The following is a 6,899-nucleotide window of genomic DNA, read 5'->3' on the forward strand; positions in this document are numbered from 1 at the left end:
TCGGGAAAATCAAGCAGTTCAGAGGCATCGCAACACGTTATGACCGCAAACCGGAAAACTACCTCGCCGCGCTCAAGCTGGCTTCACTCCGCATCTGGTTGAAGTCTTATGAGTCTGCGGCCTAGTGAAATCCCAGTGTGCACGGCGTTTTAGGCCGGCCTGGCTGGCTCCGTTACCGTTCCATGGCTCTCTTGCAGGCAGATCGTGGGCACAGACGTCGGAAGCCGGGCCTCTACTCGGCGGCCGAACTCTCTCGGCTCTCCTCCGCCGCCTGGGTGGGCAGGGCGAAACGGAAGCAGGCGCCCGCGCCGGGCGTGCTTTCCACCCAAATACGCCCGCCGAAGCTCTCGATGATCTGGCGGCTGATGGGCAGGCCCAGACCGGTGCCCTTGGGCTTGTCGGACAGCGTGCTGCCGGCCTGCTGGAAGCGCTCGAAGATGCGCTCGTGATCCTCGGCGGTGATGCCGGGGCCGTTGTCGCGGACCGAAACCGTGACCTGCCCGTCCGCCAACGCTGCTTGTACCGTCACCTTGCCCTCGGGCCGTTGACAGAACTTGGCGGCATTGGACAGCAGGTTGACGATCACCTGCATCAGGCGGTCCCGATCCACACGCAGCAGCGGCAGCCCCTCGGGCACCTCCACCTCCAGCGTGACCTCGCGGTCGTCGAACAGGCCGGCGGTGGCCGCTAGGGCATCCATGACCACGGCGCGCGGCTCGACCTCGCTCATCTCCCAGTCCATGCGGCCGGCCTCCATGCGCGCCAGGTCCAGGATCTGGTTGATCAGGCGGGTCAGGCGCTCGCTCTCCTTGACGATGATGTCCAGGAAGCGCGCGCGCTGCTCTTCATCGGTATCGGGATTGTCGGCCAGCAGTTCGCCAAACGAGCGGATGGCCGTCAGCGGCGTGCGCAGCTCGTGGCTGACCGTGGCCAAGAAGTCGTCCTTCAGGCGATCGAGTTCCTTCAGGCGCTCGTTGGCGGCGCGCAGCTCGGCCGTCAGGTCCTGCAGCTCCTGCGACTTCTGCTCCAGCTGCCGGCTGTAGGAGATGACATGCGAGGTCTCGTCCAGGATCTGCATGACCTCGTCGAAGCCGACCCGCTCGCCCTTCATGATGCTGCCCACCATCACGCGCGCCGAGGCGCCCCCGATCACGCCGGCCAGCGCCCGTTCGGCGCGCACCAGCATGGCCGGATCGGCATCGGCGTTGGCCGCCGGCACGCCGGGCCTGCGGGTCTCCGGCTGGGACAGAACCCGCTGCGCCTGGGCCGGCCCCAGGAAGCGCGCCAGCAGGTCCTGCAGGTCGCCCTGGGTCGCCGTGCCGCGCCAGGTCAACTCGCCCCCCGGCCCGGCAAAGGCATCGACGAAGCGTACCGCCTGGATACGCTCCAGGGCCCCCGGACGGCCATAGGCCGAGACCACGACATAGCCCAGGATGTTGCCGATCATGCTCCAGATCAGGGAATGGGTCAGTTCGTTCAGGCCCGTCAGCCCGAACAGCGCATAGGGTTTCAGCAGCTCGATGCCGAAAGGCCCGGCCTCGATGAACTCCCCGGGCAGCCAGCCCGAGCGCGCGAAGGAGGGCAGCAGCAGGGTGTAGGCCCACAGGAAGAAGCCCAGGATCAGGCCGGTCAATGCACCGTTGCGCGTCCCGCCCTTCCAGAACAGGCCGCCGACGATGGCCGGAGCGAACTGGGCGGCGGCGGCGAACGACATCAGGCCGATGGTGACCAGGGTGTAGGAGCCGCCCAGGTTGCGCACATAGATATAGGACATCAGCAGGATCACCAGGATGCTGCCCCGCCGGATGCCCAGCAGCAGGCGCGTCAGGTCTCCGCGCTCGTTGAGGCGCAGTGCCCGCCAGCGCAGCAGCACCGGCATGATCAGGTCGTTGCAGATCATGGTGCTCAGCGCGACCGTCTCGACGATGATCATGGCGGTCGCCGCCGACAGGCCGCCGACGAAGGCCAGGAAGGCCAGGATCGTCTGCCCCTCGGCCAGCGGCACCGCCAGCACGAAGGTGTCGGGATTGACCCCGCCCTCGGGAAACATCAACAGGCCGGTGAGCGCAATGGGCAGCACGAAGAGGTTGATGGCCAGCAGGTAGAGCGGGAACAGCCAGACCGCCTTCTTCAGGTGCCGCTCGTCCACGTTCTCAACCACCATCACCTGGAACTGGCGCGGCAGGCAGATGATCGCCGCCATGGACAGCAGCATCAGCGTGATCCACTGGAAGGGCGTGCCCATGGCGTCCAGCGACAGGACCGACGCGATCTCCGGCACCGCCTGCGCCTGGCGGAACAGGTCCCCGAAGCCGTTGAACAGCCCGAAGGTGACGAAGATACCCACGGCCAGGAAAGCCACCAGCTTGACCACGGACTCGAAGGCGACCGCCGTCACCATACCCTCGTGATGCTCGCTGGCATCGATGTGCCGCGTGCCGAACAGGATGGCGAAGCCCGCCATCAGCAGGGTGATCAGCAGCGCGTTGTCGATCCAGGCCAGGCCGTCCAGCGGCATCTGCAGGTCGGCATGCTGGGCGCCCTGCAGCATGACGATGAAGCTGCCGTAGACCGCCTTCAGCTGCAGCGCGATATAGGGCAGTATCGCCACCACGGCGATCACCGTGACGACGCCGCTGGTCACCGTGCTCTTGCCGTAGCGCGAGGAGATGAAGTCGGCGATCGAGGTGATGCGCTCGGCCTTGCCGATGCGCACCATCTTGCGCAGCAGAACCCACCACAGGGTGAAGACCAGCGTCGGCCCCAGGTAGGTGGGCAGGAAGCTGAAGCCCGTGGTCGCCGCCTGCCCCACAGAGCCGTAGAAGGTCCAGGAGGTGCAGAAGACCGCGATCGACAGGGTGTAGATATAGGGGTTCAGCAGGCTGCGCCCCTGCTCGGCCCGCTTGTCGGCAAAATAGGCCACGGCGAACAGCAGGCTGAGATAGCCCACCGCCACCAGCAGGATGACGCCGTAGCCCTGCATTCAGCTGTCCTTCCCCGCCGTGTCGACGGGCCCTGCCTGCGGCCTCTCGGACACCGCCGAGTCAGCAGCGTCCTCTTCCCTGTCGGAATCGATCGCCTGTCGCGTGCCCAGCGCGATCAGGACGATGATCAGTCCCCAGCTGGCGAAGAGATAGACGAACAGCAGCGGCAGGCCGAACAGCTGGACCGCCTGGTCGAACACCAGCAGCAACGGCGGATTGAACAGCAGTACCGCCAGCAGGAAGAACGCCACGGAGCGCGCCGGCGTGATGCGCAGGCCCTGCAGCCCCCGTCCCTCTCCCTGCTGTCGCACCGGCTCTTTCATCCCGCCCTCCGGCTGTCCGCGTCAGGCCTGGGCCGTGGCCAGCAGCGTGTCCACCCACTCCAGGATGGCGCGGTTGGAAAAGGGCTTGGTGATGTAGGCGTCGGCGCCCATGGCCAGGCCTGTCTCGCGCTCGGTCTCGCGGCCCTTGGCGGTCAGCATGATGATGGGCACGTTCCGCCAGGCGGCCGTCTCCCGCAACAGGCGACAGACCTCGTAGCCGTCGCGCCGTGGCAGCATCACGTCCAGGATGATCAGGTCGGGCACATAGTCCCGGCAGGCCTGCAGGGCGGCTTCGCCATCCGGTGCCACACGCACGTGATAGCCGGCCCCGCGCAGCAGCACCTCGAGAGACAGCACGATATTGGGCTCGTCATCGACCAGCAGGATCGACGGATTCATGAAGGCTCCCCGGACAATGGTTTCGAAAGCGCGCTTTTATACAGCCCACGCGCTGCTTTTCTGGGACGGCAGTCTAACCGCTGCGACCATCGGCGCCAAATCTTTCACCATTGGGCCGTGAAACACGGGCTTTCATGGCCTCTCGCCGGAATGCCCGCTGCCCGCCACGGGCTCATAGGGGATCAGGAGCGCACGGCCTGCCGGTCGGGAATCAGCGCGATGAGCGCCCGGAAGGGGATCAGCATGACCAGCGCGAGGGCCACCTTCACGCCGTAGTCGCCCAGCCCCAGCGTCACCCAGGGAACCGTGGTTCCCCAGAAGGCAAGGCCGAAGAACAGCGCCGTGTCGATGGCCGAAGCGAGGAAGGACGAGAGCAGCGGCGCCTGCCACCAGGCGGCCCGGCGCAGGCGGTCGAAGATGAAGACGTCCAGCAGCTGCGCCGTCAGGAAGGCCGCCCCCGAGGCCAGCGCGATGCGCGGCGTGGCCAGCACCAGCGACAGCAGCACGGCCACCGCGAAGCCGGCCAGGACCACCCGGCGCGCCTGCTGCGCGCCAAGGGCCCGCGTGCAAAGGTCCGTCACCAGGAAACAGGCCGGATAGGTCAGCGCCCCGAAGGTCAGGAAGTCGTTGATGGGGTACTGCACCAGGATGTTCGATGCCGTGACCAGCAGCGTCATGGCCACCAGCCCCATCAGGAATCCCCGCAGTGTGTAAGCGCTGTCGAACGCGCGCATCTGGCCCTTGCCTCTGTCTCTCGTCTCACTGACCGGCGTTACCTAACAGAAAGCCCCCTGGAAAGCCACTGCAGCCTCCACGGCAACAGCCTGTAAGGCGTGGATCGTGCCCAAGGCACGGCCAAGGCCAGGGCCTTTCGAGGCCCGCTGTCGCGGGCACCTCAAGGCGAGGAAAACTTTATATTAAAATCAACACCATAACGCCCTCATGCTGAGGTGGGCCGCGCAGCGGCCCCTCGAAGCATGCCGGCACAGACGGTAGGCTCGGGAAAAATGCTTACAGCACCGCCCTCACAGGCCACCGCTTCCTTGGACAAGCTTAGGACGACAGGCTTTCCGAAGCCCTGCCTTGCGTCAGGCGCTTCAAGATGCGATTTATTATATTGTTTCAAATCTCTAAGATTTCACCCACCAACCCTCATGGCGAAGAATTGCGTCCTCCTTCATAGGCTTTGCCTTTCAAAATTGGCAAAACACCTCTAGAAGTACATATTATCGTCAGCGGCTCTGCGCATGGCATCCGCGTCTAAGATCCTATCAAGGGCCGCTGGCTAAACGAGCGAAGGCAAGCTTTAAGCCATTGCCGAGTTTTCAAAACCCCGCTTCTGCGGGGTTTTGTATTACAGGCCCAGGCGATCCCCAACATAGTACAGAATGATACCGCGCTTTTTGCGTAGTGCGGAAGCCCATTGGAATCTCCTCCACCAAGCCGGAAGGGCATCACATCCAGGCAAGGAGCAACCTAGAATGAGACGATATCAGGAAGCGCCTTGCAGTTCGGACAGGGTATCGGCCACCATTCCCTGACTCTGCCACATCACCGGCCTCAGGCACATAGACACCGGTTGGCTCAGCCTCCCCCTTTGCGATCGCAAGAGCCTCGTAAACGCTTTGATTGTGGCAGACCGCGCTGGAAGTGGTTGTTGCCGCTGCTGCCAAGGCGAGTGGTGCGCCTGAAGAGGAAACCCAACCACCGCAAGCTGATGCAAACGTTGGTTGCCGGAAGTAACGATAGTAAACTCCACCACCAACTCTAGTTCGGTTTTTGATTCAGCAGGGTTTAAGCGCGCCCTTATATGTTGTATTTTTATAAATTTGATACAACCCTAAAATGGATAGTCAACAATGCCGGAAACGTTATTCAACCGAGCTCCCAGCGAAATGTCTCATTCTGCATTTTGGGCGTGGTTTTTCGATTCTCTGAATGCGACATCTGGGAAACGCACCGCATTGGCTCCGCATGCGAAAAAGACTCTCAACGAGCTCGGTTTACAGAACACAGAAGCAGAAATAACCATTAGAACTGAGGTAAAATCAAGTAAAGGAAGCCGCTATGATATCACCATAGAATCAGATAATGAAAAAATTATTATAGAAAACAAGGTAAAATCAACTCCAAGCAACAAACAGCTACAGTTATACTCAGATCACGGCAATAACAATAAGACCACTTCAGGTGTCCTGTTTTCCCTAGCGTTCGACCAAGATGTGCGAGCTGATCTTTCCTGGCCCTATTTCGGACTGGATGAAATGATTATATGGCTGGAACGCGCTGAGGGCACCCATGATATCAGCGATGAATATCTTGCTTTCCTAAAGAGGGAGCGAGATTACCGCTACTGGATTTCAAGTGCCATCAGTTCGAATGATGCCAATGAAACCTATAAAGCTTTCGAGGAACCGTCGGGGCAATGGCTATGGATGCATCAGTTATGTAAGGGCATAGGCCAAGATTCCTCACAGATTGTAAGAGGCACCAATAATAGTGGCGCTCCCTGGACCCAAATTCACTTTGCTGATGCCATAAGCGCGCCGAAAGACTGCCTTTTCTATCGTTTGGATCACGACCGGAACGGATACTATCTCGCCATTCGACAGTATAATTCCCAAGACCACACTACCAAGAGAGATGGGCGACTGGAGCACCTTTCATCGTCGTGGAAAGAAGCCGCAGAAGAAGAAAATGTTCCACTTACTTACAAGTCCCCTCGCAACCGGCGTAAAAACCAGAATGAACGTACTGTCGTTCACTTGTCATTCAAGGACAACAAAGGTCCAAAAGCAGTGCTTCAAGCAATCCCTGGCATCCATAAGAAATTTATCAAAAAACTTTTGAACACAGGCCAATACACGGTTCGCACTCCATAGGATGTCGTCTCAATCGGTCGGTTGCCTACAGTCTCTAGCCCGCCTCCGACTTCAGCAGGTGGTTGAGCTCGCAGAGGGTTTGCAACAACGCACTGACCGCCTGGCGGCGCGGGCTGCGGTGATTGTCGCCTGCCCCTCGGGGTTCTGGTAGGCGGGGCGCAGCCAGCGGATCTCCCCGCGTGCCTCTAGGCTGCATACTCATAAACGGGATTCCCAAATTGGGTGATTTATGATTCCCCTTTGTCCTCTGTAGAGCAAGCTACGGAGGACAGATGAGCCGGCGGCGTTACGAACTGACGGATTACGAATGG

General features: G+C 61.0%; 5 protein-coding genes and 1 pseudogene. 2 read left to right on the forward strand and 4 right to left on the reverse strand.

Going from position 1 to position 6,899, the window contains the following annotated elements; all coding sequences use genetic code 11:
• Positions 1 to 125, forward strand: a pseudogene (locus ACFOW6_RS18105) (IS5/IS1182 family transposase); the annotation flags it as partial.
• 107 nt (positions 126 to 232) lie between these two features.
• Here ACFOW6_RS18105 and ACFOW6_RS18110 read toward each other — a convergent pair.
• The 4 genes from ACFOW6_RS18110 to ACFOW6_RS18125 all read right to left on the reverse strand — a co-directional run bounded on the left by ACFOW6_RS18110 (position 233) and on the right by ACFOW6_RS18125 (position 4,440).
• Positions 233 to 2,983, reverse strand: coding sequence for an ATP-binding protein (locus tag ACFOW6_RS18110; RefSeq protein ID WP_382423832.1), 2,751 nt, complete (start codon positions 2,981 to 2,983; stop codon positions 233 to 235).
• A complete protein-coding gene (locus ACFOW6_RS18115) occupies positions 2,984 to 3,307 on the reverse strand; it encodes a hypothetical protein (protein ID WP_382423833.1) in 324 nt (107 codons plus the stop codon). It lies immediately after the preceding gene.
• A gap of 21 nt (positions 3,308 to 3,328) precedes the next feature.
• Positions 3,329 to 3,706, reverse strand: coding sequence for a response regulator (locus tag ACFOW6_RS18120; protein WP_382423834.1), 378 nt, complete (start codon positions 3,704 to 3,706; stop codon positions 3,329 to 3,331).
• A 182-nt stretch (positions 3,707 to 3,888) separates the two neighbouring features.
• A complete protein-coding gene (locus tag ACFOW6_RS18125) occupies positions 3,889 to 4,440 on the reverse strand; it encodes a queuosine precursor transporter (protein WP_382423835.1) in 552 nt (183 codons plus the stop codon).
• A 1,125-nt stretch (positions 4,441 to 5,565) separates the two neighbouring features.
• Here ACFOW6_RS18125 and ACFOW6_RS18130 point away from each other — a divergent pair.
• A complete protein-coding gene (locus tag ACFOW6_RS18130; protein WP_382423836.1) occupies positions 5,566 to 6,588 on the forward strand; it encodes a PD-(D/E)XK nuclease family protein in 1,023 nt (340 codons plus the stop codon).
• Positions 6,589 to 6,899: the final 311 nt, after the last annotated feature.

This window comes from Fodinicurvata halophila (assembly GCF_042651425.1).
Taxonomy (GTDB): domain Bacteria; phylum Pseudomonadota; class Alphaproteobacteria; order Kiloniellales; family DSM-21159; genus Fodinicurvata; species Fodinicurvata halophila.

What these genes read in the sequence shown, in the direction of transcription:
- ACFOW6_RS18130 (WP_382423836.1), top strand. Translation starts at nt 5,566, where the DNA reads ATGCCGGAAACGTTATTCAACCGAGCTCCCAGCGAAATGTCTCATTCT.
- ACFOW6_RS18125 (WP_382423835.1), bottom strand. Translation starts at nt 4,440, where the DNA reads ATGCGCGCGTTCGACAGCGCTTACACACTGCGGGGATTCCTGATGGGG.
- ACFOW6_RS18110 (WP_382423832.1), bottom strand. Translation starts at nt 2,983, where the DNA reads ATGCAGGGCTACGGCGTCATCCTGCTGGTGGCGGTGGGCTATCTCAGC.
- ACFOW6_RS18115 (WP_382423833.1), bottom strand. Translation starts at nt 3,307, where the DNA reads ATGAAAGAGCCGGTGCGACAGCAGGGAGAGGGACGGGGGCTGCAGGGC.
- ACFOW6_RS18120 (WP_382423834.1), bottom strand. Translation starts at nt 3,706, where the DNA reads ATGAATCCGTCGATCCTGCTGGTCGATGACGAGCCCAATATCGTGCTG.